This is a genomic window from Chitinophaga sp. 01L420 (genome assembly GCF_056399985.1).
This window is the reverse complement of sequence record NZ_JBFTSK010000030.1, coordinates 68095-94336: the sequence shown is the minus strand read 5'-3', so window position 1 is coordinate 94336 and position 26242 is coordinate 68095. Positions and strand designations below refer to the sequence as shown.

At 43.7% G+C, this 26242-nt stretch carries 28 protein-coding genes and 1 tRNA gene; 14 read left to right on the top strand and 15 right to left on the bottom strand.

What is annotated here, in order from left to right:
* The first annotated feature begins 372 nt into the window (after positions 1 to 372).
* Entirely contained in the window at positions 373 to 3213 is a 2841-nt protein-coding gene (locus tag AC1DP6_RS24550) for a hypothetical protein (RefSeq protein ID WP_477057203.1), read from the top strand.
* A 118-nt stretch (positions 3214 to 3331) separates the two neighbouring features.
* The gene (locus tag AC1DP6_RS24545) at positions 3332 to 4318 is read left to right on the top strand and encodes an SUMF1/EgtB/PvdO family nonheme iron enzyme (protein ID WP_477057202.1); all 987 of its coding nucleotides are present in this window, start codon (positions 3332 to 3334) and stop codon (positions 4316 to 4318) included.
* Positions 4319 to 4344: 26 nt separating this feature from the next.
* Here the strand turns inward: AC1DP6_RS24545 and AC1DP6_RS24540 are convergent, their stop codons facing one another.
* From AC1DP6_RS24540 to AC1DP6_RS24530, 3 genes are all read right to left on the bottom strand, one after another.
* On the bottom strand, positions 4345 to 4890 hold the full coding sequence (locus AC1DP6_RS24540) for a MepB family protein (RefSeq protein WP_477057201.1): 546 nt from the start codon (positions 4888 to 4890) through the stop codon (positions 4345 to 4347).
* Between the two features lie 35 nt (positions 4891 to 4925).
* Positions 4926 to 5936: an efflux RND transporter permease subunit gene (locus AC1DP6_RS24535; protein ID WP_477057200.1), complete on the bottom strand. Its 1011-nt coding sequence runs from the start codon at positions 5934 to 5936 to the stop codon at positions 4926 to 4928.
* A gap of 80 nt (positions 5937 to 6016) precedes the next feature.
* Entirely contained in the window at positions 6017 to 7402 is a 1386-nt protein-coding gene (locus tag AC1DP6_RS24530) for a serine hydrolase domain-containing protein (protein WP_477057199.1), read from the bottom strand.
* Positions 7403 to 8005: 603 nt separating this feature from the next.
* Here AC1DP6_RS24530 and AC1DP6_RS24525 point away from each other — a divergent pair.
* Positions 8006 to 9451 carry a hypothetical protein gene (locus AC1DP6_RS24525; RefSeq protein WP_477057198.1) on the top strand — a complete coding sequence of 482 codons (1446 nt, stop codon included), beginning with the start codon at positions 8006 to 8008 and terminating at the stop codon, positions 9449 to 9451.
* Between the two features lie 91 nt (positions 9452 to 9542).
* Here AC1DP6_RS24525 and AC1DP6_RS24520 read toward each other — a convergent pair whose 3' ends face one another.
* The 3 genes from AC1DP6_RS24520 to AC1DP6_RS24510 form a co-directional block, all read right to left on the bottom strand.
* Positions 9543 to 9680: an agmatine deiminase family protein gene (locus AC1DP6_RS24520; protein WP_477057197.1), complete on the bottom strand. Its 138-nt coding sequence runs from the start codon at positions 9678 to 9680 to the stop codon at positions 9543 to 9545.
* Positions 9625 to 9798, bottom strand: a complete 174-nt coding sequence (locus tag AC1DP6_RS24515) for an agmatine deiminase family protein (RefSeq protein ID WP_477057252.1) — start codon at positions 9796 to 9798, stop codon at positions 9625 to 9627. Before AC1DP6_RS24515 ends, AC1DP6_RS24520 begins: the two co-directional genes overlap by 56 nt.
* 263 nt (positions 9799 to 10061) lie before the next feature.
* Complete coding sequence (locus tag AC1DP6_RS24510) at positions 10062 to 10304, bottom strand: hypothetical protein (RefSeq protein ID WP_477057196.1); 243 nt, start codon at positions 10302 to 10304, stop codon at positions 10062 to 10064.
* 206 nt (positions 10305 to 10510) lie between these two features.
* Between AC1DP6_RS24510 and AC1DP6_RS24505 the strand changes: the two genes are divergently transcribed.
* Complete coding sequence (locus AC1DP6_RS24505; RefSeq protein ID WP_477057195.1) at positions 10511 to 11572, top strand: alpha/beta hydrolase; 1062 nt, start codon at positions 10511 to 10513, stop codon at positions 11570 to 11572.
* A 32-nt stretch (positions 11573 to 11604) separates the two neighbouring features.
* Here AC1DP6_RS24505 and AC1DP6_RS24500 read toward each other — a convergent pair whose 3' ends face one another.
* Positions 11605 to 12054 (bottom strand): DUF1569 domain-containing protein, encoded by a 450-nt coding sequence (locus AC1DP6_RS24500; protein WP_477057194.1) that lies wholly within the window; start codon positions 12052 to 12054, stop codon positions 11605 to 11607.
* Between the two features lie 127 nt (positions 12055 to 12181).
* Between AC1DP6_RS24500 and AC1DP6_RS24495 the strand changes: the two genes are divergently transcribed.
* A complete protein-coding gene (locus AC1DP6_RS24495) occupies positions 12182 to 13168 on the top strand; it encodes a GlxA family transcriptional regulator (protein ID WP_477057193.1) in 987 nt (328 codons plus the stop codon).
* Positions 13169 to 13612: 444 nt separating this feature from the next.
* On the opposite strand, the gene AC1DP6_RS24490 is transcribed toward AC1DP6_RS24495, so the two are convergent.
* The 5 genes from AC1DP6_RS24490 to AC1DP6_RS24470 form a co-directional block, all read right to left on the bottom strand.
* On the bottom strand, positions 13613 to 14356 hold the full coding sequence (locus AC1DP6_RS24490) for a hypothetical protein (RefSeq protein WP_477057192.1): 744 nt from the start codon (positions 14354 to 14356) through the stop codon (positions 13613 to 13615).
* 273 nt (positions 14357 to 14629) lie between these two features.
* Positions 14630 to 14713: transfer RNA gene (locus AC1DP6_RS24485), tRNA-Leu, on the bottom strand.
* 131 nt (positions 14714 to 14844) lie between these two features.
* Positions 14845 to 15294, bottom strand: a complete 450-nt coding sequence (locus AC1DP6_RS24480; RefSeq protein WP_441574509.1) for a KTSC domain-containing protein — start codon at positions 15292 to 15294, stop codon at positions 14845 to 14847.
* 107 nt (positions 15295 to 15401) lie between these two features.
* Positions 15402 to 16037, bottom strand: a complete 636-nt coding sequence (locus tag AC1DP6_RS24475; protein WP_441574508.1) for a LysE family translocator — start codon at positions 16035 to 16037, stop codon at positions 15402 to 15404.
* Between the two features lie 144 nt (positions 16038 to 16181).
* On the bottom strand, positions 16182 to 17144 hold the full coding sequence (locus tag AC1DP6_RS24470) for a FecR family protein (protein ID WP_477057191.1): 963 nt from the start codon (positions 17142 to 17144) through the stop codon (positions 16182 to 16184).
* A 135-nt stretch (positions 17145 to 17279) separates the two neighbouring features.
* Here AC1DP6_RS24470 and AC1DP6_RS24465 point away from each other — a divergent pair, with 135 nt between their 5' ends.
* Together AC1DP6_RS24465 and AC1DP6_RS24460 are read left to right on the top strand one after the other, a co-directional pair.
* Entirely contained in the window at positions 17280 to 17837 is a 558-nt protein-coding gene (locus AC1DP6_RS24465; RefSeq protein WP_477057190.1) for an RNA polymerase sigma factor, read from the top strand.
* A gap of 61 nt (positions 17838 to 17898) precedes the next feature.
* Positions 17899 to 18825 carry an alpha/beta fold hydrolase gene (locus AC1DP6_RS24460; protein ID WP_477057189.1) on the top strand — a complete coding sequence of 309 codons (927 nt, stop codon included), beginning with the start codon at positions 17899 to 17901 and terminating at the stop codon, positions 18823 to 18825.
* Here AC1DP6_RS24460 and AC1DP6_RS24455 read toward each other — a convergent pair.
* Positions 18812 to 20647: an AAA domain-containing protein gene (locus tag AC1DP6_RS24455; RefSeq protein ID WP_477057188.1), complete on the bottom strand. Its 1836-nt coding sequence runs from the start codon at positions 20645 to 20647 to the stop codon at positions 18812 to 18814. The genes AC1DP6_RS24460 and AC1DP6_RS24455 overlap by 14 nt on opposite strands.
* 201 nt (positions 20648 to 20848) lie before the next feature.
* Between AC1DP6_RS24455 and AC1DP6_RS24450 the strand changes: the two genes are divergently transcribed.
* The 7 genes from AC1DP6_RS24450 to AC1DP6_RS24420 all read left to right on the top strand — a co-directional run bounded on the left by AC1DP6_RS24450 (position 20849) and on the right by AC1DP6_RS24420 (position 24493).
* Complete coding sequence (locus AC1DP6_RS24450) at positions 20849 to 21253, top strand: DoxX family protein (RefSeq protein ID WP_477057187.1); 405 nt, start codon at positions 20849 to 20851, stop codon at positions 21251 to 21253.
* 188 nt (positions 21254 to 21441) lie between these two features.
* Entirely contained in the window at positions 21442 to 21840 is a 399-nt protein-coding gene (locus AC1DP6_RS24445) for a hypothetical protein (RefSeq protein WP_477057186.1), read from the top strand.
* On the top strand, positions 21840 to 22616 hold the full coding sequence (locus AC1DP6_RS24440) for a hypothetical protein (RefSeq protein WP_477057185.1): 777 nt from the start codon (positions 21840 to 21842) through the stop codon (positions 22614 to 22616). Before AC1DP6_RS24445 ends, AC1DP6_RS24440 begins: the two co-directional genes overlap by 1 nt.
* An 8-nt stretch (positions 22617 to 22624) precedes the next feature.
* Complete coding sequence (locus tag AC1DP6_RS24435; protein ID WP_477057184.1) at positions 22625 to 22753, top strand: hypothetical protein; 129 nt, start codon at positions 22625 to 22627, stop codon at positions 22751 to 22753.
* Between the two features lie 113 nt (positions 22754 to 22866).
* The gene (locus AC1DP6_RS24430) at positions 22867 to 23706 is read left to right on the top strand and encodes a helix-turn-helix domain-containing protein (RefSeq protein WP_477057183.1); all 840 of its coding nucleotides are present in this window, start codon (positions 22867 to 22869) and stop codon (positions 23704 to 23706) included.
* Between the two features lie 67 nt (positions 23707 to 23773).
* Positions 23774 to 24181, top strand: a complete 408-nt coding sequence (locus AC1DP6_RS24425; RefSeq protein WP_477057182.1) for a DinB family protein — start codon at positions 23774 to 23776, stop codon at positions 24179 to 24181.
* 18 nt (positions 24182 to 24199) lie between these two features.
* Positions 24200 to 24493 (top strand): DUF1330 domain-containing protein, encoded by a 294-nt coding sequence (locus AC1DP6_RS24420; RefSeq protein WP_477057181.1) that lies wholly within the window; start codon positions 24200 to 24202, stop codon positions 24491 to 24493.
* Between the two features lie 51 nt (positions 24494 to 24544).
* Here AC1DP6_RS24420 and tsaA read toward each other — a convergent pair whose 3' ends face one another.
* On the bottom strand, positions 24545 to 24943 hold the full coding sequence (gene tsaA / locus AC1DP6_RS24415; RefSeq protein WP_477057180.1) for a tRNA (N6-threonylcarbamoyladenosine(37)-N6)-methyltransferase TrmO: 399 nt from the start codon (positions 24941 to 24943) through the stop codon (positions 24545 to 24547).
* 17 nt (positions 24944 to 24960) lie between these two features.
* Complete coding sequence (locus AC1DP6_RS24410; RefSeq protein WP_477057179.1) at positions 24961 to 26196, bottom strand: RNA polymerase sigma factor; 1236 nt, start codon at positions 26194 to 26196, stop codon at positions 24961 to 24963.
* Positions 26197 to 26242: the final 46 nt, after the last annotated feature.

Here is a 26242-nt window from a genome sequence, read left to right as displayed (position 1 = left end):
CAACTTGCTACAGCCTGCGACAGCCTTTTATATCCGCTAAAGTATTCATCTCCGGAATTCTAAAAAAAAATTTGAAATTATAAATTACATTTAAGCACAAGAGAATCGCAAATGTCTTACATGAAAAGTTGATTATCGTGATAAGTCCTATGCAGTGCTGTTTGCCTCAAATTTTTGAATCCACGTAAAATACTCAGATGCGCAAAGTATCTTCCCTGTTTACCTTTTTTTCTATGACCGGATTTTCGCAGGAAAGGACCGCAAACAGGTCGCCTGTATACAATAATTCTTTAACCCGCTACTTTACTACAGCGCATTGTAAAAGCAATCCAGTGATTGTTCAGCTAACACCCAAAGACAATTTATAGGATAATGAAACGACTGTTCCTACTACTGATTATTTTCATATGCACTGCTGCTGTTGCCTTCTCACAAAAAAAAGATAGTACCTGGAAAGGTGCTGCCAATGGGATTGTACGGGATTCCGTTCATAACTACGCTTTACCTGCAGCTACGCTGGCGGTGTACCTGGTGAAAGATTCAAGTTTGATCAGTTACCAGTTATCCGACAACTTCGGGGAGTTTCATTTTAAAGACCTGCCGGTAAACCAGTCGTTAAGAATTGTGGTCAGCTATATGGGCTACCGGAGTTTGGCGAAAAAGTTTACAATCAGCGGTAATGAGATCGATTTAAAGCAACTCAACCTGGAACGTGGAGAAAACAGTTTGAAAGGCATTGAGGTGATCGCAGTACCACCAGTGCAAATGAATGGAGATACCCTTGAATTTAATGCCGATGCTTTCCGGCTGGATCCCAATGCGCAAACAGAAGACCTGCTACGGGTATTGCCCGGCGTAACCCTTTGGGGCGATGGTACCATTACTGTCAACGGCAAGGAAGTACGCAGTGTATTAGTGGATGGCAAACCTTTTTTCGGAGGTGATAAGCGCGTGGCTACCCAGAATATTCCCAAAGATGCGGTAGATAAAATTCAGGTGTATCAGCAAAACAAGAACCGGGACAATCCGCTGGATTCCGTGACGGAAGTGAATATCAAGCTGAAAGCAAATAAGCGGATGGGCCACTTTGGAAAAATGTCTGCGGGCTATGGCTCCAGGGAACGTTATGAGGCAGATGCCAGCATCAACTTTTTTTCGCCAAAGACCCAGATCGGGTTTGTGGCTGCCAGCAATAACATTAACAAAGATGCCGCAGATGCCAACCAGCTGCTGCGCAACAGCACCTTTAAAGGAGTAGGGGCCGGGACGGAGTACCAATCGGATTTCTCGACGCAGGGCATTAACAGGTCCAAATCGGGTGGATTTGTATTTCAGCATGACTTCATACCAGATCCGGATTATAATAAGGAGAATCGCCTGAATGCGAGTTATTTCCTGAAGAATAATATCAACGACCAGGTACGTAATACCCAAACGGTTACCTCGCTCGGCGGTGATAGTAGCCTGATACGGGATGATCGAAACAACAGCCGGACTAACAACACGGCTCAGCACTTCCAGTCGAGGTATGATAAACGTCAGGACAATAATCGCTTTTACGCCGGTGCGTCCTTCAACAGTAACACTATGCACAGCAACAGCCGTAATGAAAGTAGCGTATTTAATACAGCCCGGGTGTTGCAAAGTACCAATCAGTCCGTGAATGATAATAACAGTGACGGGAAAAATATGACGCTGGAAATTGGTACATCACACCGCTCACGGATGTATCAAAGCCGGCGGCCACGCGATTATGAAATTAATTATTCCTTTATTGCCGCCAACAACAACAACGACCGGTGGCAGCAAACAACATTTAATTCCATCGACAATCCTGCACAAAATAAATTGTTTGACCGGCGTTATAATACCCGCAGCAATGACATCAAACAACACCTGTCGCTGAAGTGGGGCGATTTATCTCGCTGGATGTTTAGTGGTAACTTATCCCGGTTAAGCATCCAGCTGCAAAATAACCTGGACGTAAATACACACCGGGAAAAGAACGGGGTCATGGATAAGGATCCTGCAAAAGACAATTATGTATTGAATCAGTATTTAACCAACGACAGCAGGTATACTACGATAGATGAAAAGCCGGCATTGAATTTCAGCCGGACATTCAATAAAGGGCTGGTGAATCGTTATAACAAGTCGGTTACCATAGATGCCAGTGCGCAGGCACAATTTTACCAGCTGCAAAACCATTCTGATCATGCTTTTCAAAACCTCAGCCGTAGTTACCTGAAGTTTGTACCGAGTGCGGGCATCAGCTATCAAAACAATCAGTCTGGCGACTTCTATGATACCTATAGCCTGAATTTTGCCGCTACCAATGATTTTCCGGCTGTTTATCAGCTGGCGCCACTGGTGGATAGTTCCAATCAGTATTACATACGAAATGGTAATGCTACCCTGAAGCCTGCTGAAAAAAGAGCATTGACGTTCAGCATGAGCCATTACACAATGAGGACAAACAGAGATTTCAACTACAATGGGAGTGTGTCTGCCGGCATCATTAATAATAGTTTTGCAGATAGCAGTATGACAGATAAAGAAGGACGCAGCAGCTATTATGTGGTGAATGCAGATGGCCATCAGTTTTTGAGTATATCCGGTAACCTGAACAAAGCATTTAAGTTAAGGCAGCATCAGTTGCAACTCAGTGTGAATACTTTTACCAATTTTACCCGTACCCCTAATAGTATTGGCGGTGTATGGAATAAATCAGATAATATTAACAGCTATAATAATCTCCGTCTTTATTATTCCTACAAGGATATTTTTAATGCCAGCTTCAACCAGGGCTTTAACTGGTATAAATCCAGGCAACAGGGAATTGAGGGCAATGATCTCAGCAACCGTACCTATGTGACGGCGTTCAGCGCCAGCGCTAATTGTACCCGGCGACTCTCCGTTAGCAGCAACGTGAATTTTAACCATAATACCTCTACGAGTTCGGGTGGTATTAATTACACCATCTGGAATGCCAGTGCAGCTTATCGCTTTATGAAGGGAAATAATTTCGAGTTGAAGTTATCCGCTATGGATTTGTTGCACCAGAATACCAGCATTATCAACTACGGATATAACAACATACTGACCTATGGTACAGTAAATGTGCTGCAACAGTATTTTATGGCGACAGTGTCGTGGTTTCCGCGGAAGTTTGGAAAGAGGGAGAAGGCGAAAGAAACAGCGGAAGAAGAGTAATCTTTAACTCCTGGTGTCTGTAGAACCCACATGCAGAAGGTATAAGATCAGATGAAGAAAAAGAATATTTAGAACAGATGGTGTATTTTTGTTTGGTATTATCAACGTAAACTACACCATGGATATAACCCGGATATACCAACGTAAAAGTTGGAATGCGCTCCCGGAAACGGAAGCGAAAGCAATTTTATCTTTTTTAATAGAAACGCAACTGCCTGGATTTACGATCAAATCTTTTGAACAATTCAATAAGTTTAATCAAAGCACATTTACCGCGGTATTGGAGTATAAGGGAAGCGAATTTGTTTTTGTTCCAGGTGACACGGTCACCATTGGCTTAGATCATTACACAACGGCAGCGGAGAACAAAATAAACATCGCCGAATTAACAGGAATAGAGGTAACCGAAGTGGATGCCTATATCGAGGAACGCCTGTCGCCGGTACGAACAGTTACTATAGGTCCGATGGTTGTAGAGCGCCATGTGCAGGAAACAGGTTACTTCCCGGTGGCCCTGGATGATGAACGGCTGGTAGCGGATGATTATTTTGAAAAAGCCCTGGTGGACTTACGTAGCACACCAAAGGAAAAATATAAGTATACCGTAAATGACAGCTTTCGCCTCGCGAAAAATGGAGAAGAGATCAAAGCATTCCTGTATGAATCTTCTTCTTATGATGAGCTGGTAAAGAATATCGTTGATACTGGCTTCCGTTTGCCCACGGAAGATGAATGGGAATATTTATGTGGTGGTGGTTCCCGCACTATGTACCCATGGGGAGATGAGCTGGATCGCACGAAAAAATATCATCATTTTGCAGCAGATCATGATAAGAACACGCCCTATTTTTTAGATACCTATAATCATTTCGGCATAGTGATCGCTAATAATCCCTATCACTATGAGATCATGATGGATAGCGAGTGGTTTCTAAAAGCCGGAGATGGTGGTTGTAATATTTGTGGTGGTGGCGGATTGGAGATCGGTTACCTGAGTACGGCTACTTATTACAGAGATGTGAATATCTTTGATGAAGAGATGGATTATAAAGAAGAAGTCACTGGAGATTATACTTTTGTAAGAAGAATAAAAAGATTACTGTAAACTATAGCAATTGTTTATTGAAACTATTAGTAATGGTCTGTGTCGGCAAATAATTTTTTCGCCAGCTGAAAGTCACTGGTGTGGTCGTGCTTAATTGTTAAGAAGTATTTTCTTTGCCAATGTTGAGTTTTCTCAGCCTGTTTACTGGTAATTGTATCCCAAGGTGAATAAACTCTGATTCCACGTTTTCCTCCTTTCCCATTTTGCGAAATAATTCCGTTATTTGCTAAAACAGATTTTGGAAAGACAAACTGCCCCAAATGATTGCCACTTTTTGTTGTAATAACTATAAAGTCGATATTATCCAAAATGTCGAAAGGTGCTGTTATTCCGTCGTCATTTCTTTTCCAGATGGTTACAAATTGTCCTGTTTTTGTCGGCGTAACTTTGGCAACCCGGTATTGAATTGTCTTTCCGTTAAGTTTAAATGAGCAGGCACCATATTCCAAACTCTCTGAATTCAGTATTGGGTTTGTTAATACGAAACCACATTTATCGTAAACCAATTCCTTCACAATTTCTAAGTCATTATGAAATGATTTTATTATTGTCGAATAATCTTTAGCTGTCATCGTTTAGTGTCTGTCAATTTATTATCCGTCATAACCTACTCCATTGAAATATATAAGGAGTCTTTTGGGTTATATAATATCGAATATTTTATGCCGGTAGGAAGATTCTTCGAAACTGTTTCCATCAACTTTTTAATAGCTGCTTGTATTCCTTCATTGTTTGAATCAGTTTGCTGCATCACTATCATGCTGACGCCAGGTTGGTCACCTCTTATACGGGTAAAATTTCCGTGAGTATAAGGGCCAAATTCCATTTTCGCTGCTACGTCCTTTAACCGCAATACGGTATCGGCATTCGTACGAATCTTCATATCTCCGTAAGTAACAGGTTGATGATGTTCACTTTTGCACTTAATGATATAATCAAAAGGCTGTTTGCCATCCTTGAATAATACCCCTGTTACTGCTTCCAATTGCTTCGCAGGAATAGCGGCTAATACTTCCTGCAATGTTAAATTAAAAGTGCTCATCTGCTGTTTGTTTAGGCAGATACGCGTCAGCGAGTCTTTATTGTGGTCAGCAGTAACTACTTGACTGACGCCGGGAGTCCGTTGCAGATCAGGAATAATATTGGTGGCGGCATACTTGGCCAGGAATGTATCGTCGTAAGGTCCGTCTTTTTCAGCGTACAGATCAATCGCCATCACTATGGGCCCATGTTGCCTGGAGACGGTAATGCCCGGCCCGGCCATCTGTGCAGGCAATTGGCTGGTTATTACAGCAGCGAGATTTGAAATATTCAGCGCCGCCGCATCCGGATTTGTACCTGGTTTAAAGTAAACGGTCATCACCAATGAACCATCACTACTGGCCGTATAGCTCATGTGATCCATGTCTTCAACATGCTGAAAGATGGACTCTTTCAATGGAATAGCTACTGAATTTAATACCGTGTTCACATCGGCTCCGGAATAAAGCGCCCTTACCTGTATAGAAGGAGGTAACTGCTGTGTGGGTTGTTTGGTAGATGCGAGTCCGCCACAACTAATCAGCATCGCATAAATAAGGGTGACTATTACCAGCCATTTCGAATGGTTTCTGAACATCTTTTTTTGCAATTAGCGCAACGGGTGAAAAAACAAGTAATCGGAAGATAGGAATAAAACACGAATTGTAAGGTGGCTGCTTAAAGCTTCTTCCATTCCGCATCCTTACCCCTGTTATTGTAGGTGACCAGTTTATATACTCCTGTCGCCTCGTCTTTCACGAACTCAAACCTGAGAGGGGCTTCCTTCATATAGAATTTATTCTCCTTCTCTGCATACAATGTTACTTTAGGTAGCCTGTCGTCAGGATTAAGCGCCTCAGCAAACAGCGTATTCCCTTCCTGGGTTATCCGGATCTGGTGATTCACTGTTCCTGTAAAAACTTCATAAGTACCGGTAAAAGGCTGGAGCTGTTTTGCTGTCAATTGCAGCATGGCAGCTATGCTTTTCCCCATCGCCAGCCTGGACAGGTCATTGGTGAGCACCTGCCAATCCATATCTGATTCATAGCAGTTGAACAGCGCGACCACATAAATATCCTGTGCAGGAAGGTAAACTATATCCGTTTGATATCCATCAGTAGAGCCATTGTGTTCCACGGTGGGTGCTTCCTCCAGTTTTTTGATAAACCAGCCAAAGCCATATTCGGAGTCGCTGCCATCTGCCAGCTTGTAAGCAGTAACTGCCAGCTTTAAGGTTTCCGGCTTGATTAGTTTGCCGCTGTATAATGCCTGATGCCATGTCAGCAAATCATTTGCAGTTGATTCCAGCGCACCTGCACCATAAGTCAGGTTGACAGGTTGAAGTGCTGCATCTTCCAGTTTCCCGTTGAACCTGGAGTAGGGGGTAGGTCTCCTGGAATCTGTCCTTTCGGGATCAATGTAAAACGTGGTTTTTAATTCGGCCTTCCTGATCAACTGCTCAAGCAGGTAGTCTTTATAGGGAAGCCCGCTGACTTTTTCTATAATGTATCCCAGTAAAAAATAATTGGAGTTACTATACTGAAATGTAGTTCCTGGCACAAACAGCAGCGGCTCTTTACTGAAAACATCTATGACCTGTTTAGGGCTATAATGGTTGATTTCTTCGGGTTTTGCATCCGTTTCCAGTTCCAGGTAATTCCTGATCCCTGAGGTCTGACTGAGCAGGTGAGCGATCGTAATGGTATATCCTTTCCAGGGATAGTCAGGCAGAAAACGTTGTATACTATCATTAAGGCCAAGCATTCCCTGTTCGATCAACTGCAGGATCGCTACTGCGGTAAACTGTTTCCCGACAGAACCGATCCTGAAAATGTCCGTTGTTTTCATCGCTTTCCTGCTTTTGATATCTGACTGACCGAAAGCCTTTTTATAAATCACTTTATCTTTTTCAGCTACCAGTACAACAGCACCCGGTGCAATATCCGGCAGTCTGAGAGAGATCAGGGAATCGGCGCTTTTAACAAATTGTCGCCGTTGGATCTGGGCAAAAACCGAATCGGAAAAGCATAGTGTTATGAACAACAGGCAAGCAGTAAATTTCATCAGGATGATTTTTTTTATGGATGTCAATTTAGGGTAAAATTGCTTTCGTGGCCTGTCCTGGCTTGTTCAAATCCGGATTTGAGTACAATTGAATGAGATGGTAACAACATTGTTCACGTAACATCCTATTCATATACATATAAAAAATATTCTCTTACTTTGAAAAAGTTTCAATAGTTTAGTTTTACCTTTTTTGAAAGTACTTTCAGTATAAGATAAGTTTTTCCTAATGAAACCCAGTACGGATGTTAAACCAAAAGACTTGTATCAGTTTAAGGTCTATTATCAAACCCTCAAATAACACTTTAATCCCATTATTTATTTAACAGGATGCGTTAACAGCATCTGACTACAACAGCAAAACACAATTCGCATTTATTCAGGTATCGGTTCACCGGATGAATCTGCACGTCAGGCCATCAGGCAGGCAGGCTGCGTTCATTGTATGCACCATTCAGAAGCAACCGCTTTTGCAGGAGTTGCCATGCTTTAAGAATGCGGATGTTGGTGGTCATCTTTTGAAAACACTCGTGGAAAGTAAATTCATCATCTGGAAATGAGGCAAGACAACCCTTATCACATTTACCAATAATCTTACATCTTATGAAAAAAACGGTTTTAGTCATCGCCATAATTTTATTAGGCGCGGTTATCTTCATACGTTGGAATTATTTTTCTCCTATCGAAAGGCGATCTTTCAATATCATATTTAGTCCGCATCCTCCCAAAGATTTGATCTCCAGTGCTACCCCTGATCAACTGGTATCTTTTGCATGGAATGAATTTTTGTCGTTGAACTGGAAATCTTCCTACTATGAAAACGGGAAACGCGATTACCCGGACACCACCTGGTCGTATAATCTTAATTTTCCTGACCTCACTGTATGGGAAACCTATGCTCACCGGACAGAACTGAGACCTAATACTGATAAAATGCTGCCCTTTGACAAACCTCCCCATTATACTTATGGTATCCCGATACGACCATCCGGAGGGGCAGTTTTTACACTCTTTAATAACCTGGATGAAGGTAATGAGATAGGTTCCTGTAATGTATATGCGGATAAGGATTTACGGGTGCTTTACCAGGCCAAGGTAAACAGAGACGAATATCAATATATTTTAACCAACTATCCTACCAAAGACAGCTTAAGAAAGGCAAGAGACAGCACCTTGTTGCTTATCGGGAATGCGCCTGCAAACTATAATTCATGTAACCCCATGCCTGGAAAGATGATTATTACATTACCCTGTGGAGGCGCCATTGGAAGTGATGGGAATCCCGTCACCGGAACTATCGAAGTAAAGACCGCTTGGAGGCCTTATAACAGCTCAGATGATGTTACCCATTATATTACCCGTAATGTGATCACTTATTCAAAGCGCCCCGGAGGAACGTTTTATCACAACCAAAGGTATGTGCTGCTGGGGATGCATATCATTCATAAAACCGTCAGCTACCCTGATTTTATTTTTGCAACTTTTGAGCATGAAGACCTGCAAAACCCTCCCCAGGGCCAACCTCACTATTCTTACAGATTATTGGATTCCACCACCAATGGCCATGAAATTGGGCCATTCCATACGGATTATCCCCGCCTGCGGAATATCCCGTTTGTTATTAAGCAGGGAAACGATTATGCGCAGGCACTTATTAAAGCAAAAAATCCTAATTCTCCACTCAGTCACTACCGGTTAATAGGTATTCAGTCGGATCCGGAGAAAGACGAGGCATTGATAAGTAAGTACCTGGCAAACTATGTGATTGAATCCGATTCTTCATTAGGACTTTTCAAGGGGAGTGGTTTGGATTCACCCCGCAATGGTGGGGTAAACACCTTTTACAAAGGTAGAAAGCTTAGCATCAGCGGTTGCCAGGGGTGTCATGGAGTGGCACAAACAAAATTAGGAACGGACTTCTCTTTTTTGCTTAGTGGATTTGAGCCGGTTAAAGCGCCGGATATCAGTTCTCCCGAGAACAAATTAAACAAGTATATAAAAGAAATCAAAGCAATGGAGGCGCGTAGCAATACTATCCTGAAAAAATAAAGCTGCGCATTTCCCGGGAAATGAAAATGGACAAACCGCAGTAGATGTCGGTTTGTCCATTTTTTAGTACGCCCGGGTATATTCTTTCTTATTATCTCGGCTGTTGCCGGGTAACACAATGGATCATTGCTCCATTGGCGAACAGGTTGCGACAGCCGATTCCAACCACTTTTTTACCCGGATACAGCTGCTGAATAATATTCAGGGCCAACTGCATCGTTGGAGTCATTATATTTGGGTACCAGCACGCTGCTGTTGGCGATATGATAGTTGATGTAGGAGGATTTAGCCTTTTCGGATAAGTGCGATGGTTTCTTTGCAGGTGTATTTGAAAATCCGTTGAATATTTCGGTAGGAGTAATGAGAAACTTCTTCCAGCTGTTTTATTGAAACCTCCTGGTCATAGTTATTCTCTATAAAGTGAATAATATTATAAACGCAATATAGATTTGATGAGCTATTTCCGTTCATTCTAACTGGTTTTAGCTGATTTTAAGGTAGCTAAAATAACGGCAATTATCAAAAAGAATATAGCTGACAGGTGTTTGAATAATTGTAATTACCCTGTTGTCATTAAACCAGGTTTATAATCTGCCGGTTATGATTCATTTCAAAGCAAGCGGAAGACCTGCTTCCTGTATTCTTCAAAATCATGCTCATTGGTAAAGGTCTCAAATTTTTCCTGCCTGCCGTTTCTATCTTCTCTTACCAGTATTACGTTCTGGCCTCCGATGATGGTTCGTTTGGCTTTTTCAAATATCAGTTCCAGTTTCTGGCGGTCCTGAATTGACTGTAGTTCTTCTATTTGATTCACAATGATTACAAAATCTTCCATTTCAGCTGTTTCTGGCAAATTTATAATAATTTGTCATGTTTTGTAACCAAAGTGGCCACTGGCGAAACCATCATTATCAAAAGAGATTTCACTACTCCGGTCATGTATTCGTTTTTTTGATTACCGGGTGTATTACCCGCAACCGATCGGTATTTTGCCTCTATGGATTCCTGATTTTTAATTACCATATTTGTAATATTTTCTTTTCTTTAAAAAAAATAATCTTGAAAACGATCTTTTCAGCCCTTTCCCTTACCGCCCTTTTGCTTACATGCACCTTTACTACCAATGCACAAAGCAAAGACACTATATCATCGCAATGGATCTCCGAAGCACAATTTATTTCCATAAACGGATTGGAACAATGGATAACTATTAAAGGCGCACGCTCGAAGCCTGTTATATTGTTTCTTCATGGCGGGCCAGGCAGTGTTATGAGTCCGTATTCAGATAATCTCTACAAAGACCTGGAAAAAGATTTCGTTGTTGTCAATTGGGATCAACGAGGGGCTGCAAGGACTTTCGGACAACATGCCCCGGATGAATTGACCCCATCTTATTTACAAGCTAATCCTTTAACCGTTGAGCAGATGGCATCGGATGGCATCCAGGTGTCGGAATATCTGATTAAACATCTTGGGAAGCAGAAAATTATTCTTTTCGGCACTTCATGGGGATCTGTGCTTGGTGTTACTATGGCTACAAAACGTCCCGACCTTTACTACGCTTATGTTGGGCATTCACAACTCGTTACTCCTGATGATGACTTGTTGCTTTATAACAATGTTTATAAACTGGCAAAGCAAAATAATGACCAGGAATCTTTAAAGATACTGGACGACCTTGGCATACCTCCCTATGATAAAGCCCGTTCTGTAGGCAAGTTGTTCAGGGTGGTGAAAAAATACGAAAAAGCAAATTCAACCCCTGCGCCCTCCGGCTGGTTTGTAGAGGCTCCGGACTATAATAATGCAAAAGATAGCCTGAACAGGGAACTCGGAGACGACTATTCGTTTGTAAATTTTGTTGGCGACAAGCAGTTGGGTGTTAAATCTATGCGAGCTACCATTCATTTCCTGCAAAACAACCTTCAATTTAAAATCCCGGTATATTTCATTCAGGGCGAACACGATCTTTTAACATCAAAAGAAAAAACGACCAATTATTTCAATAAACTACAGGCACCAAAAAAAGAATATTTTTTATTGCCAACAGCTGCGCATGGATATAACGGTGCGGTATTGGAAACGCAGTATAAAGTGTTTAAGCGTATAAAAACGTTGTGAGCATCTCCGATTTTTCATGGAAACGATGAGTGCTATACATTAAACTGCCGCAGGTGATGGTCGAAATGTTTATACACAAAGATGCCAATTTCGTCTACCTTCATCTTGCCAAAGAAGTCGTGAATAAAATCCGGATTTGAGTAATGTCCGTATTGCCTAATCTGTTCCACCCAGGTCTTTTTTTCCTGTTCAACATCGCCGTTTTTTGCCTTTATGGCGAAAATGCCTGCCGGCATATTTTTTTTCATTGGAGCATCACTTTTTACCATGCTTTTCAACGCCATTTTTCCGAAGATCTTTCCCAGGAATTCCTGCTTATAAACATACTGGCTATTACCCAGGATCCAGTTGTTCCATGTTGTACAATGTTTGGTCATCTGGTAAACATTCATCTTGCCCCATTGGGCTGTATTGCTTTTTGTAAGGGAATTGATCCTGTCAATTAATTCTTCTCTGGTTGCATTGTCAAATATCGTTTTCATATCCTTGTTGTTTTCTGATGTAAAGGTATCTCGGTGCTAAGACAGGGTCACTACTCAAAAATGACATTAAGGAGTGGATTTTGTGCCATTTTTTCCTTATATTTTGAATGCACCATATTTAGATAGGATGAAACATATTTCAGTTATAATATATGAAGAGGTCTTGTTATCGGCGGCTTCTACCACTGTAGCGTTATTAACGAGTGCCAATGAAGTGGCCGTAAGAAAAGGCATGCCTGCTCCTTTTCAGATAGAGCTGGTAGGGGTACATCTCAGGAATGTGCAGCTAAGCCTTCCCATACAGTTTCAGTGCAGCAAGACCATATCTGACGACTTTGATACAGATATTATTGTGATCCCTCCTATGAGTTCCAACCCGGAGGACATCGATTCAATGCTTTCCAGGAACAACATCCTGGTTGATTGGATAAAAGAGAAATATCAGGAGAACGCGCAGATCATCAGTCTTTGTACCGGCGCCTATTTCGTGGCAGAATGCGGCCTGTTGGATGGCATGCCAGCTACATCCCACTGGGGCGCTATCGAAGACCTGCAGAAAAGATACCCGTTAATAGATTTCAAACCCGACCATGTTGTTACCCATTCTAAAGCTATTATTACTGGTGGCGGAGGATTTTCAGCATTAAATGCCCTATTGTATTTCATAGAAAAGGACTGTGGGAAAGAGATAGCGGTAGAGCTAAGCAAATACTACGCCCTGGACTATGGGCGGACTTCACAAAGCATCTTCACTGTCTTTTCAGGACAGCGCATGCACAATGACGATGAGATACATATTGCCCAGAGCTTTATTGAGAAGAAATTTAATTTTGATATCTCCGTAGATCAGATTGCCAGGCAGGTAAATATGAGCAAACGGAACTTTATCCGCCGGTTTAAAAGTGCCACCTCGCTGAATCCGATAGAATTTATTCACAGGGTAAAAGTAGAAGCTGCCAAGAAAGCATTTGAAGCCGGCGAAATGAATATTGCTGCTGTTACGTATAGTGTTGGTTATAATGACCTGAAAACATTCAGGATGGTATTTAAAAAGATTACCGGGACAACACCTGTTGAATACAGGAATAAGTATAAAACGAGAACGGTAGCTTAGGTTCGTGATATAGGCTCAAGTTGAAAACCTGAAAGAATGAATGCTACAGATCCAAACCTGCCAGTTGCCCGAAAGCCATCATCACGGATGTTTTAGAAGAGACTTTATCTTCATTGTCCTTAAATACGCTTTTAAGATATAGTGCATTAAGAACCTCCATCATTATAGTCAGCATTACCTTTTCATTATGTAGGCTCCGTCTAGCTTATGTTTAGCACCCGCTAAGTGCATATAGAAGCAGTGCAGCAGAGGTGGACTTGATGCGGAAATGAGGTCCGGATGTGTAACCGGAATGAAATTGAATCAGCAAATGGATGGAGGTCAGAAGTGGCCATAGCAGTGCCGCTTCAGTACGAGACTATAGCTGCGGAAAGAGATTTACTATTGAAAAGAAGCAGGTATAAAAGGTTTATTCATCAAAATATCTCCGGAGGCAAGATCGCTTTATTCCAGTTGAATGATAGCTGGATATGCGTGTGTATAGGTAAGGTTGGGAAGCAATATCTTCCGCTTTGGGTAGGTACGTTTATTAGCAGATTTGGGTACTTGTGGCGCTGCCACCGCAATAATATCGGCAGCCATGTATTGTCTGCTGTTGGATGGGCCGTCTTTGTATAGGGCTCTTACCTGGAAAACAACTACCAGTGAACCCTGCCCGGGTACCTCCAGTGAAACATTTGTTTCCTGGAAAGTGGTATCCGTATCTATCATTAGTGTAACCGTTTCGCTACCCGCCACCTGACGTGATATAAAATCAATACGCGTTGCGATCACTTTTACTTCCAGTGCAGCAATACCTTTATACCCATCGATGGTTTGTGCGGGAATATTTAATATTCCGTTGCTCAGCAGCCGGGGAGCCACCGTAAAGAAACGATCTACTCCGGTATGCTGATTGAAACGGAAGCCTGTCAGGGCCTCGTGATGATCGCCGGCAGCAATGAGCAGTTTGTTGAGCCGATTGATGTGGCCGCCATCACAATGGATATCCAGGTTGCCGTAAAAAGCATGACGGATAAAAGCGCCTTTCCTGCTGGCGATGCCAAAGCGCCGGGATGCGCGACGGGTAGCAGCCGTTTGCTGCACGCTTCCCGGCATGCTGCGCAGGAAGTAGTTGCCATTACGCTTATACCCTATGAGATTCCCGAGTTTTCCCGTAAAAGAAATGACAGACATTTGTTTTGCCATGGGAGATTATTTTGATTACTATAAATATAACATAATTCGGGGAACGTGTTTGGGGGACAGATGGAAGCTTAGCTAAAGGGAGTGTAGTGCGTATTGTATAATATTTAAAGATAGTTTGATGGGGATTTGAGAATAGCAAACGGGAGTGTATGGGCATTTAGAGAATATTGAAAAAAGATATTCCCCAACTTTCAACTTGATCCCCTTGAGGTTGACATGACAGCCCTAAAATAAAACTGGCCAAACAGTGTTTAAACCGTTTGGCCAGTGAAGTGCCCAGAACTGGATTCGAACCAGCACACCCTTGCGAGCGCTGCGACCTGAACACAGTGCGTCTACCAATTTCGCCATCTGGGCAACTGATATCGTGTCAGGGGTTGCAAAGATAAGCAGACAAAGCATTTCACCAAATTTTTTCCAGACTTTTTTGAAAAAAACTTCAGCACATAAATAATAGTTATGCGCTGGAACCCCTTGCCCGGGCTTGTTTAAGCCTCAACCGCCTTGCTCACTTTACGATACACAAACTCATGATAGATATGCCTGCGGCAGAATCTACCCGGTGTATCTGAGTTAATCAGCTTCACGTATAATGCCTTCGGAACATCCAGGTATTCATAGCTGCTGCCATCCTGGAAATGAAGTTGCAATGTTTGTTTGGTATAACTGAAATCTACCATTGTAGAGGCAGATATCGTTTCTGTATACTGTGGAAGTGCAGCCTCAATGGTTTCAGGCGCAATACTCACCAGGAAATGATATGCTTCAATCAATTCTTTACTCTTCGTTTCGGCTTCCAGCTTTTTCTCTTCCTCTACTCCTTCAAATTTATCCGGATGCCACTCCTTCATTAAATTCCTGTAAATCGTTTTTAATTCTTTTAACTCAGTAGTTTTGGTAACGCCCAGCAACTTCCTGTAATCAACTATTTTACTCATAATGTATTTGTTCAAAAAATAAACAGGCTGATCACTATGAGCAGGCTACCATTTATCTTACCCGAAAAACCGGCAAAGTTACGCTTTTTTAAGCTCCCGCCAAGGATTTATTTACCCTTGTCCAGCGCCATTTTGATGGCCAATCCGCCGAAAACACCGCCCATTACCCACTTTTGCAGGCGTACCCACTTCGGATTAGCGGAAAACCAACGTGTTACCTTCGCCGCAGAAAATATGATAAAAAAATTAACTGTGAAGCTAACCGTTATCTGCGTAAGGCCCAACAGGAAGCTCTGTGCCAGCACAGACCCGTACGCCGGCTTGATAAACTGCGGAAAAAAAGACAGGTAAAACACCGCTACCTTAGGATTCAGCAGATTGGTGAAAAGACCCATACTGAATAATTTAAGCGGCTTATCCGCCTGTAGCTGTTTGTCGGTGTCAAACATGCCTTTTCCGCCCGGTTTAAGCGTTTGCCAGGCTAGGTACAGCAAATACAGGCTTCCGGTCATTTTTAGCACCGTATAGGCGTAAGGAACGGCCATTAAAACAGCGGTTAACCCAAAAGATACCAGGGTGATGTGAAACAGGAATCCACAGGCCACCCCGCAAAGCGAAATAAATCCTGCCCTTTTCCCCTGCGTAACAGACCGGGAAATCAGGTAAATCATATTCGGCCCCGGTACTAATACCATGAGCAATGCAGTAAATGCAAAAAGCAATAGTTGGCTGATCGGTATCATCGTTATTGGATTAAAGGAGAAAGATGGCACAAGATAAAACATTCTGAAAAATAAAAAGTCCTCCCGGTGATAATGACCAGGAGGACTACCCACCTTTGAATGATTAATTTTTCTTCGTTAATTCTCCCCGCATATTTTTGATAATTAATGAATGTATACAGTATCGCGCGTTTCAGTGTAGTGGAACCCATAAATAAAGGCCATGTTGCGGAGTATAGCCGTTAACGTTTCAGGACCGTAGGTGGCCGTAAAACGGGTGCCTTTAAAAAGTTTTCTGGAGACGGAAAACTTTTTATGATACCGGCCTTCCAGACGGCTGAAAGCTGCTTCCAGCGGCACATCTTCCAATACCAGTGCGCCCCGTTTCCAGTCGGCCTCTTTCTCCGGTAAAAAACGTCTGGTATTAAAGCTTTGTGTTGATTTTTTATAAGAGAGTTTCAGACCCGGTGTTAATATCAGGATACTATCCGGTTGATGTAGCAGCGACAGGCGTACTGCAATTTTGCCGGCGGATAAAGCAATGCCTGTGGTAGTTTCGCCCGGATAGGCTTCTATGTTGAAATGCGTACCAAGTACGGTAGCTTGCAGCCCGCTTGCATGCACCTGGAAAGGAGCGGCTTGTGCTGCCACCTCAAAGTAGGCTTCTCCCGAAAGTATCACCTTCCTTACGAGCACATTATAATCATCAGGAATGGTGACAACCGATCCCGGCGTAAGCCACAACTGACTGCCATCCGTAAGGGTCAGTCGGCGTACATACGTGGACGTATTTGTGATCGTTCTGTTATGCACAAGAGGGACCACTGTTTTGGCCGGATGCTGCAACCATAATAAACTACCCAGCAACAGGGCAATACCTGCAGCTGCCAGCCATTTTATGTAAAACAGGCCACGGTGACGCACCGGCTTTAACAGGTGTGAAAGCTGCTGATCCAGCATGCTGGCCATTTCTGCAGGCATAGGAGGGGCTGCATCCTCCCATGCTTCATCCAGCAATGTTTCCAGCGCCGGATCCTCCTGCGTTTGCAGCCAGCGTACTACCGTTTTTCGTTCGGCTGTTGTACAGGTATTGTCTATATATCTTTGCCAGGTATGTGGGTCGATCATAAGGCATCAGTTTACATGCTACTATCAGCACGTAAAAACAAGGATCTACCTCAATACAGAAAGGCTATTTAAACGGCAATTAACAATTTGGTAATACTGAATTTCCCTGAGGAGCCCCCTATCTTTGTAGTACTTATGTCGGATACAGCTACGTATGATAAGGAACTTGTCTTTACCCGGTTATATCATGCCTCCCGCGACAGGCTGTATAACTACCTGCATAATTATACACAGGACACCCATTTGCTGAAAGACCTCATGCAGCAATGCTACCTGAAAATATGGGAGCGAAGGGAAGAAATCTACGACATAGAAAATGCATTGCCCCTGCTCAAAACTATTGCCCGCCATCAACTGATTGATGTGATCCGCAAACGCATGAAAGAAGATACCGCATGGCTGGAAACAGTGCAGGAAGAAGTAGACCAGCTGCTGGTGATGCCGGCAGAAAGCTCCCGTACTTCCCTGCAGGCACTCGATACCGCAATAGCACAACTCCCCGATAACTGCCGGCAGGTGTACCTACTGCACCGCGAAGAAGGCTTGTCTTACCGTGATATTTCTTTTCGTATGTCCATTTCAGTTAGTATGGTGGAAAAACACATGAGTAAAGCTATCCGTTTACTTAAACATGACTTGCTCACCAACTGCGAACTGCTGCTGGTCATTGTAGCGGTAAATAAATTGTTGTAATCGGGAAATTGCACTACTTTAATAGTAGAAATACCTGTTTACTTTTTCAACCTGATCTTATATGAAAATACCCGTGTTGTTAACCATGCTGCTGTTTTGCGCATTAACAGGCTACGCACAGCAACTGGACTCTATCAGATATCCCAATGGCTATCTTTATTATCATACTTACGGCAGCGGAACACCGGTAATTGTTTTATCCGGTGGTCCCGGAAATTCCTGTTTACAGCAGGAAGAAGTAGCCATTGCACTCAGTAAACAATACCGTAGTATTTTGCTGGAACAACGGGGGACAGGATTGTCTGTTCCAGTTCCATTCGATTCAACTACCATCAATCTCAAGGCGGCCATGGATGATTTAAACCGGCTGTTGCAACACCTGCATGTAAAACGGGCTGTTTTCTATGGTCATTCCTGGGGAGCCATGCTGGCAATGAGTTTTGCGGCCAATTACCCGGACAAAGTAAGTGCACTGGTACTCGCTGATCCGGGATATTACAAGTTTTCTGCCGACCTGCTGACAACACATGTCAATAACCTGCGTGCCCGCCTGGGCGCATCAGATGTGGTGCTGATGGATTCACTGGATAAAAAAATGGAAGCGGGTCATGGAAATAAGGCCGATTCTGCGTTGTATACCAGAACCGTACGACTGGCCTATATATATAACAAATCGCTGATCGATAGCATGATGGTGAAGATGAATGGAGCGAAAACGAATTTGCTGATGCAACAACTCATGGTGAGTGATCTGCGGCGGGTACACTATGATCTGAGTAAAAATTTATTTCACTATAAAGGTCCCATCACCATCATCGCCGGCAACCAGGATCCATTGGCCTTTTACACCTATGAGCTGAAAATCATCCGCCCGGATATAAAGTTATATTGGATACAAGGCGCCGGCCATTTTCCGATGTTTGAACAACAGCCCGCATTTAATCAGCAGCTATTGTCCGTTATGAGTACGGCAGTTAAATATCCATAAATTCCCAGGCGCTCTGATAGGCATTTTTATTTTCTGCATAGGTGATAAAGTCCGCATAGAATCCAAGCTGGGAAAGCGTTCCACTGTCACCTATCACCACCAGTTTTTTACGCGCCCTCGTCATGGCCACATTCATACGCCGGATATCAGATAAGAATCCAATCTTGTTTTCGGTATTGCTGCGCGTCATGCTTATGTATACAATATCGCGCTCCTGCCCCTGGAAACTATCTATGGTATTCACAGAAATTTTGTCTGCATAAGGCTGTAATGCCGGTGAATGCAGCAGCTGTTCTTTCAGCAGTTGTATTTGTTGTTTATAGGGAGATATCACCGCTACTGTTGGAAAATCTTTCGGCTGGTAATGTGTACTCAGGTCAGCTACCAGCAAGGTAAGATGTTTAAATAAAAAGGCAGCTTCCTCCGGATTGGTGGTGCTGGTGCCTTCTGATTTTTCATCAAACCCGCAGCCGGCAGTATCTACAAAGGAAAGCGGATTATCTGCTGAAAATAGCAGGTGGTGCGCAACAGATGCATGTGCTTTCAGTTTATCTTCATAAAAAATGCTGGAAGAATATCCCATGATGGTTTCGTGCATGCGGTATTGTTCTTCCAGCAGCGTCACACTTTCCGGATGYAGGGCCGTACATTTTTCCAGCAAGGTAGTGCTCAACCCTTTTCTGGCTGCTTCTTCTGATTTAACGGTGGGCGACAACTGGCAATGATCACCTGCCAGCACCACCTTTTGCGCTTTCAGAATGGGAATCCAGCACGCGGGCTCCAGTGCTTGCCCGGCTTCGTCTATCACCACGGTATGGTATTGCCGATTTTTAACGGTATAATGATTGGCGCCTACCAGTGTAGCGGTAATCACCTGTGCTTTGGTTATCAGGTCGTCAATGATATATTGTTCGGTGTTGCCTACTTCTTTCATGATCTTACGGGCTTCATCAAACAGCGCTTTTCGTTGTTCTCTTTCGGCCTTGCCGAAATTACGTTTGTATTTATGCGCCATATCCCGGAATTCATTGGCCTGTTTCTTCAGTCGCTTGATTTCCTTGATGCTGCTGTGTTCAGACACTTTGCTATCGAGCGTAAGTGACATGAGTCTTTCGGAAACCCGGGCGGGGTTACCTACACGGAGCACATTCAAACCTTCATCCGATAGTTTTTCGCTGAGCAGATCTACTGCGGTATTACTGGGGGCCACTACCAGTATTTGTTTACGGTCCTGTTGTATCAATGCTTTGATGGCCTGTACCAGTGTGGTTGTTTTACCGGTGCCGGGAGGTCCATGTACAATCGCCAGATCGTTGGCAGATAATATATTGGTAACAGCTGATTGCTGGAATGCATTTAATTTTGGATTCACGTAAGGCGTCTGTTCCCTGTGAAAGGTGGGCTTTTTTTCTCCGGTCAGTATTTTTATCAGTCTGCCTTCCGGTTCTTTATCCTGTAATGCGTCTGCCTGTTTGAGGGCATTCTGCATTTCATCATAGCTGTTGTCATCGAATAATACATCAATTCCCAGCTTGCCGTCACTGGCCCATTCCGGCAGTTCATCGGTGCGCAGGGTTATTTTCAGGCGGTTGCCGCCCTGGTAGGAGATGGTGCCTTCCAGATGGTCCTGTTTCCGGTCGTGGTTGGAAAATAGCATCGCAGAAGCGCCAAAACGCAGTTGATGAGGAATATCCTGGTGGGTGGTACGCTCTACTTCCACGGTCAGGTAGTCGCCCCGGCTCATTTCAGAACCCCGGATAGCAATGGGGTACCAGGTAAGTCCATTCGCCCTGCGATCTGCTACGGACGAGGTTTCTGTCATTTGCTGATACGATTTTTGGTCCGTTTCCCGTTCTATTTTGAGTAAATCAAGCTGCTTTTTGAAATAATCCATGGCGCAAAGGTAAGATGTTCTGCTTTTGTCGCAATCGGCCATTAAGAATGTCGTATTCGCCCTCGGCAAAAAATGATGAATCGGTATAAGTTTGTATCGTTAAACAAACAATCTAAAAAACTAAAGTATATGGAAACGCAAACAATCTCTATGAAACCAGTAGCTCCTTCTAAAAGCACCCGTATTACCGGTTGGGTGATCACTATTCTCGTACTGCTTTTTCTCCTGGTAGATGCAGGTATGAAAGTAGCCAATGCCGCAGTATCTGTTAAAGGTAGCGTGGATCTGGGCTGGCCGGAACAACAGGTACAGGGCCTTGGTGTGGTACTGCTGCTCTGCACCCTTTTATACGCGATACCTCGCACGGCTATACTGGGAGCTATCTTCCTGAGTTGCTATCTGGGTGGAGCAGTAGCGGTGATGTCCCGGGTAAATGTATCCTACTGGTTCCCTGTTATTTTCGGTGTCCTGGTATGGGCAGGTGTATACTTACGCTTTCCCGCACTGCGTGCTGTTTTTCCCCTGAACAAATAAGATAAACAAAATAAAAATGCGGGTGTATTGCAAAGCAATACACCCGCATTTTTATTTTGACAGCACAAGGGAGATTTATTATTTTGCATTCGTATTAACCTATACGCCCGGAATGAATAAGCCTATGCGGAAAACCACCGGGAGTATGTCATTGCCAGAATTTAAATCATGCTTTAATCAACAATCCTATGAACCATTACGTAGCCGGAAACGGCGATCAGCAGCTCAAGCTGGCTGTTGATATTACTACCAATGGATTTGCGTGGACGAGAATATTTACGATGCTGGACGATGGCAGCAAATTCCCTGTTCCCGATGGCGTATCCGATGCATCCGGCGATATCCGGCAAATGGCGCTGGGAAGGGCCATGAGTTTGCAGCGCAGAAGTATTCACATCGTTACCAAAATAGAATTATTCTGGGAAGACCTGGCCACCCGAAAAATTGAATTTGGGAAGATAGGCGCCCGTTATGTGTTTGATGCCGGCACGGAAGGTCATAAGGAATTCACTATACCTGACCAGGTAATCAACGCCAGTGGCGATTTCAGTACTGTTTATTTATTGATGACCGTAAAACTGGACTAATGATAAAGCAACTTATCTGTTGGCTGTCGTTGCTGTTATTGCTGCTGAGCCGCCAGCAGCTTTATGCACAGGAAGCACCTGCAGAAAAACTCAGTGTACCGCAATCCAGTGCTTTTAAGCTGGTAGATATTTCGCCCACCTTAATTGAATCACCCACTACGCCCAAAGCTTTTGGGTTAAGTGTACTGCAAAACTTTAACGGAGATGGCTGGCCACAGAATTATGCCGCTCAGTTTACCCCCTATTGGTGGGCACTCCCGAAAAACCGCGACGTGTTTCGGTTCATCGGCATTAAACGCTATAAAACAGGCACCGCGCCGGAAGTATGGAAAACGCAGCCTTTTTCCGCCCTTAAATTCACCACTATTTCTATCGCTTTCATCAGGAAAGATATGATCCCGGATAGTGCCGGCACCGCACAGAAAGTTTTCTCTGCCGGTTTCCGGAGCACACTGCTCCGGGCTTACCGCAAAGGGTATGCGGAACGCTTACACGCCACCGTGGACACGCTCACCCAAAAGCAACAAGCGGATATACTGGATGCTGTGAACTCAGATCCTGCATATGGCACCGCTGTCCAAAATGGTGATACCGCCACTATTGCCAGGATCTTCAGACAATACACCGCCCGTAAAAACGAAGCCCTGTCAGCTTTAATGACCCGGGTAAAAAGTCAGCTGACAGAAAAACCTCTTTTTCAATGGGACGTGGCCGGCGCCTACGCTACCTATGGTATTGCTGATACTGCCTGGAAGGCCGGCAGGGTTACCGGATAGCAAAAGATATGTACATCAACGGCGCCTTTGGCAACGATTTTGGATTGGATAAATCGCGGATACTGGCCATGTTCGGTGTAACGTTTGGATTTGGGAATGAGAAAATTGATATGAGTAAGTTGCCTGCGATGCCGTAAGCGTAGAATAAAGCTGCCAGCCGGAAATAAAGTGTAATACTCCTGACATAAGGCTGTCAGTATACCGCATTAAATTTGGTCATTATTCTCTCACAAAGACTAACTTTATACATATGCAGGCGGATATACAAACACTTTATGATTCACCTATTTGTACGGTACATAATTTTTTGTGCCAGTGCAGGGAGTGCGCCGTATCTGAAAAAGAGTATCAGGCTACTTTTTCTATGGCCTATATCCGCAAAGGCAATTTCCGGTTTAAAGTTTTCAGAAATGATTTAGATGCTTACAGTGGCTTATTCCTGCTCTGTAAACCGGGCTATGAACACCAGGTAGCCCATGTGCATGATATTCCGGATCAATGCACCATTTTTTCGTTTCCGGAGGAAAGTACAGCCGGCTTAATGGCACATGCTGCTGCCTTCGCCTGGTTTTTTGATAATCCGGATATACAGTCGATACTAGTGAAAGCCACTCCTGAAATGGAGTTTCTGCACCAGCGTATATTCACTTTGCTGCAACAATCACGCTACTCCCGGCTATGGGCGGAACAACTGATGASGGAGCTTTTTCTGCTGGTACTGGCCGCCGGCAACCCGCAGCAGCCTTTGCCGGTGTTGAATGACAAGCAAAAGAGAAATTATCTTCCGGTAATTGAACAAGTGAAGGAATTTATCAACGAAAATTATGCAGATGATGTTACCCTGCCACAATTAGCTGCACTGGGTAATATGAGCCCGTTTCATTTTAACCGCCTGTTCAAGCAAATTACAGCAGCAGCCCCATACAACTATATGTTGCAGGTAAGACTTAAACAGGCACACCTGCAGCTTTGTAATACACAGCTGCCTGTTACAGATATTGCCTTCTCCTCCGGCTTTAACAGTCTCGAACATTTTTCTGCAGCTTATAAAAAACAGTTTGGGAAATCTCCTTCCGCTACACGGGTATAAAAACAGCAATTTTCCTTAAATAGATGCTATCCGGGCAGGTTAATTTTGGCTTATCAAATTGAATATTATGAAAGCACAATTATTAACAACGCTCGGCAATGCAAAGGATTACACGTTGAGCGTAGCCGCCGCCATGCCCGCAGAGAACTTCGATTTTAAACCCACTGCAGCCGTGTGGACATTTGGAGAACTAATGCATCATATAGGCTACGGCATTGGCTGGTGGGAAGAAAATTTTATAAGACAACAGCCTTCTGACTGGGATCCTCCTGCAGCCACCACCGGCAAAGATGCTACCATCGCCTACCTGGATCATGCTTTCTCCAACCTGACAAAAAGCATGGAGCATATTCAACTGTCTGATCAGGCGGTAGCCGGCTTTTATGCTACGATTGATCACATCACGCATCACCGCGGACAGGCGACCGTGTACCTCCGCATCAATGAAGTCGTACCACCGGAATATATTTACTAATGTTTAAAAGCATCACTTATGCCAGTATATTATATCAATAGCTACGATATCACCAATATGGAAGAATACCGCAAATACGGTCCGCCGGTAATAGCGTTACTGCATAGATATGGCGCGGAAGTATTGGCATCCGACTGGGAAGCCATCGGAGTAGAGGGCGCAGTAAAGAAAATGAATGCAGTGATTAAATTTCCGTCTGAAGCGGCGGCATTGCAATGCTATAATGATCCGGCGTATCAGCCGTTAAAGGCCATACGGTGGGCGTCTACGGATAATTGTACCATGACGTTGGTGCACGGGTTTGGGGAGTAAATACCATCTGCTCCGGTTGTTGCATTTTTTGCAGCAACCGGATATTTCGCTTTATTTCCGGATGACCGGTTTAATATCCACTACAGGTGTTTGATCTAATGCTTCCAGGCCAGATACGCAAATGACGCCATCAGGAGAAACCGCCAATACTTTCACTTCATGCATACCAATAGGATTAGGCCGGTCAGGTGACCTGGTGGAAAATACACCGGTAAGCGGAGCTGTCGGATTATTCCTGGGCTGGCACGCCAATACTGTTCTGTTGGCCTGATGCAGCCAGGTAAATAAAAGCAGGTCTGTTCCCTCGGTAATGTGCTGGATACCTGTTATAAATTCCGGGAAGATGGTGATCATTGCGGCCGGTGCATTTTCACTTTCCTGCAACGGACATTCTTCGAGCGCCGTTAGAATGGAATCGATTTTACCGATAAATTTTATATTGGCTTCCATGTGTATATCAGTATTTATTAGCGGATGCTATCCATCTTTTCTTTGATTCCCTGCCGCTCCACCTGTGTTTTAGCCAGGTCATACGCTTTCTGAAGATGCATCAACGCTTTTTTGTTATCAATATCTTTATATAACTCACCCAGCAACAGAAAATAAAAATGATTATTCTCCAGCTTTAATTTTTCTGCTTCTGCCAAAGCCGCTTTTTTCCCATTGGCTTTATATAATGCAAATGTCCTGTTGAGGGCTACGCTGGGGGAGTAGTTGATCATCAGCAGGGCGTTGTATAACTGCAGAATATCCTCCCATTTTTCAGGAGTATCTTCCTTTATGCAATGCCAGTAAGCAATCCTGGCTTCGAGATGATAAGAGCTGACTTCGTCGCCTTGTGCAGACAGCGCCAGGAAATGTTGCCCCTGGTTGATCAACGCCTGATCCCATAATGCTTCGTTTTGTTCTTCATAAAGCACCACGGTGTTGTCGTTGGATTGTCGCGCATTAAACCGGGAGGCATGAAAACACATGAGCGCAATTAAGGCATTTGTTTTAGGCAGATTGGTGAGGTCATATTCCGTCAGCATTAAGCCCAGGCGCAATGCTTCTATGCACAGGTCTTTCTGAAGGATCTGGTTCTGCGTTTGTGAGTAGTAGCCTTCGCTGAAAAGAAGGTAAATAATGTGTAGCACATTATCGAGCCTGTTCACGATTTCATGTTCCGGTGGCAGTTCCATCTTTATATTTTCAGTCCGCAGTTTTTCTTTGGCCCTGAATAATCTTTTGTTGATGGTTTCTTTATTGGATAAAAAGGCTTCGGCAATTTCATCGATGCCAAAGCCGCAAAGAATACGCAAAGCCAGTCCGATCTGGGCTTCGCTGGCGATAGCAGGTGTGCACACCGCAAAAAGCATTTGTAGCTGGCTATCTTTAATTTGCTGGGGAGAGAAACTAAAGTCTTCCGTTTCCACGCTGCGTTCTTCTCTGGCAGTTAATTCCGGCATCACCTTCTTTTCATATATTTTATTTCTCCTGAAATGATACAAGGTTTTTTGTTTGGCAACGGTGTATAACCAGGCAGTAGGATTTGGAGGAATACCTTTCGCTTCCCAGGTTTCTGTTGCCAGCAAAAATGTTTCGCTGACAATATCTTCTGCTATTTCAATATGCTGTAAGCCATAAAGGTGGCTGATGACAGCTACCATTTTGGAAAATTCCTGCTGGAATAAATGCTTTAAAGCCGTGTGTCCCTTTTCCATATATAAATAGCAAAACCACCCTCGCGAAAGAGTGGCTTTGTTTGAT